Origin of the sequence: Mesorhizobium sp. M7A.F.Ca.CA.004.12.1.1, from assembly GCF_003997835.1 — a bacterium.
Lineage (GTDB): Bacteria > Pseudomonadota > Alphaproteobacteria > Rhizobiales > Rhizobiaceae > Mesorhizobium.
Genome location: NZ_RZRK01000913.1, coordinates 1 through 2,317 on the forward strand (window position 1 = coordinate 1; position 2,317 = coordinate 2,317).

General features: G+C 58.0%; 2 protein-coding genes, 1 tRNA gene and 1 pseudogene. 2 read left to right on the forward strand and 2 right to left on the reverse strand.

Going from position 1 to position 2,317, the window contains the following annotated elements; translation table 11 throughout:
- Positions 1–979, reverse strand: a pseudogene (locus EN984_RS31625) (hypothetical protein); the annotation flags it as partial.
- A 99-nt stretch (positions 980–1,078) separates the two neighbouring features.
- A tRNA-Thr gene (locus tag EN984_RS31630) sits at positions 1,079–1,154 on the reverse strand.
- A gap of 156 nt (positions 1,155–1,310) precedes the next feature.
- Here EN984_RS31630 and EN984_RS31635 point away from each other — a divergent pair.
- A complete protein-coding gene (locus tag EN984_RS31635) occupies positions 1,311–1,478 on the forward strand; it encodes a hypothetical protein (protein ID WP_127268088.1) in 168 nt (55 codons plus the stop codon).
- A 224-nt stretch (positions 1,479–1,702) separates the two neighbouring features.
- The gene (locus EN984_RS31640) at positions 1,703–1,924 is read left to right on the forward strand and encodes a hypothetical protein (RefSeq protein WP_127268087.1); all 222 of its coding nucleotides are present in this window, start codon (positions 1,703–1,705) and stop codon (positions 1,922–1,924) included.
- Positions 1,925–2,317: the final 393 nt, after the last annotated feature.

Below are 2,317 nucleotides of genomic sequence, written 5' to 3' on the forward strand. Positions count from 1 at the left end.
GCATAACGTCGCTGACCCGAAGCCCGGTAATCTCGGATAGACGGCAGCCGGTGCCCTCTAGGAGCCTCCAAATTTGTTGGAGATCGCTGGCGGCGCGGTCAAGCACCCGCTCCCGCGTCGCGGCCAATTGCTCCGGGGTGAAGGGAAGCCTCTTTCGCTTGTCCGGCTCCCTACTGCTGTCGGCAACATCAAGCTTTTCAAATTGGTTCTTTGTGCCGGTTAGGTCGAACTCGCGAATGCCATGGGCAACGATTGCGCGCACGACATTGAGGTATCGGTCCACAGTCGCAGCAGTCGGGATTTCCTTCAACATGGCGTTGGCGACGGTTCTGGCGTCGGCACGCTTCATGTCCGCCAGCACCGGGTCAAAGCCGAGAGCCGACTTCACGTGCCCGACCACACGGTCGGCTTGTTGCTGGTCCCGCTTCTTCGATTTCTCGGAAGGATTGGTCTTAGTGAAACGGTCGTTCAGATAGACCCGCTTGGCGTCCTCTAGGGTGGGCGAGGGACCGACCGGCTTATTTGAGGAGGTCAGTAGCGTCAGCAGTGCCCGGTCCTCGTCAGAGACGCCAACGGGGTGGTCGGTCTCTTCGTCCCTCGGATAGCCTTTAGCGATCTGCTCAGCGACGACATCGCGAGCAATCCATTCCGATCGTTCCTCAGGATCATCAGGATCGCCGCTGCCAGCGCGATACGGGTTGAAGCCGAGGTCCCGAAGTCGCTTGGTTGCTTGGTCGAACAGTTCGCGCGCTGTGAGCTTCGCTTTGGGCGCCTTCACTCCGTGCAACTCGTCCCATGCTTTGGCGAAGATTTGCTCCGCCTCGGCGTGGGTGGCGTCATACTGCTTGCGCACCTCGGCGTCGGTTTTGCCGAGGCGAAGCACCATCTCTGTCTTGCCCAGAATGCCTTGAAGTGCCTTGGGCACCTTCCTTCGATAGACCTTCCTATTGCCGCGCGGCTGGACATGTTCCAGTGCCATTTTCATCCTCGGTGTACCCCTCGGTGTACCTTTTGGTGTACCTCGGGGGACGTTGAAACCCTTGAGTTCCTTGATTTCTGGGGATTGTCGGGTGGAAACTGGTGCCCCCGGACGGAATCGAACCGCCGACCTTCGGTTTACAAAACCGCTGCTCTACCAGCTGAGCTACAAGGGCACGGCGCTCCGGTTAGCATATTTGTTGCGCCAGTAAAGACAAAACTCCGTTTTTCCCCGGCATGCCACATGGCCCGTCGACGAGGGCATCCTGAAAACCGCCGGATTGCTTCCTACATCTAGGGAAGGGTGCAATCGCTTCGAGCAGGGGTGTGGCATGATCAGATTAGTCATCATTCTCCCGATCATCTTCGTGGCCTGGATGCTGCTGGTGAAAATCATCAGCGATGTGAAGAAGGCCAATGTCGACTGGACCGGCGTCACCACCATCATCGGCTTCATCGCGCTGGCGTTCTGGCTGCGCCATGTCACGGGGATGGGGTGAGAGAGAGCGAATAGTGAGTAGCGAATAGCGAATAGGGAACGGCAACGTAGCGATTGGTAAGTGGCGTTCCTGCCTTTTCCTACTCGCTATTCGCTATTCACTATTCGCTCGGGCCAAAGGCCCCACAAAAAATCTCTTCGACCTATCGAACCTTTTGCCGCGCCGCGCCGACTGATGGTTAGAGGCGAATGGGTCGCCTCGATCAAAAGATCCAGGAGATCATCATGTTCAAGCGCACTCTTACCTCAGGCCTCGTCGCCATCTTCGTCGCCACCGGCGCGCTCGCCGGCACTGTCGGCACGTCGTCAGCCCACGGCATGCACGGCCATCATCACAACCACAACCACAAACATCACAAGAAGCACTTCAAGAAGTTCTGGTGGAAGCACTATAACCACCACAACAACCATCACCACAGGCACGGCAGGGTGATCATTTTCCTTTGATGGAGGGACCCAATTCCCAAAAGGGCGGCTTCGGCCGCCCTTTTTGCGTTCGGCGTTGCGATGTAGGCGGGCAAGCTAGCGATCTCCCCCGCAAGCTACGGCATGCACACATTTCCAAACAACTGGTCTTTGGCGATAGGGTGCATGGCAGCTTGGAGCATGCATTGTCTTATGCGGCGCAGGTCGACCCCCACTCCGTCTCGGCTTCGCCGAGCCACCTCTCCCCCGATCGACGGGGTAGAGGAAAGGCGCCAAGCTTTTGCCGTTAACGCTCGTCCAGCAACGCTCCTTTCCTTTCCCTCCGGAGGGGGGAAAGGTGGCGCTGCGAAGCAGCGACGGATTGGGGGAACCACGTGGTAATCAGGCATCGGGCAGATCAGAAGGTATGTGCAT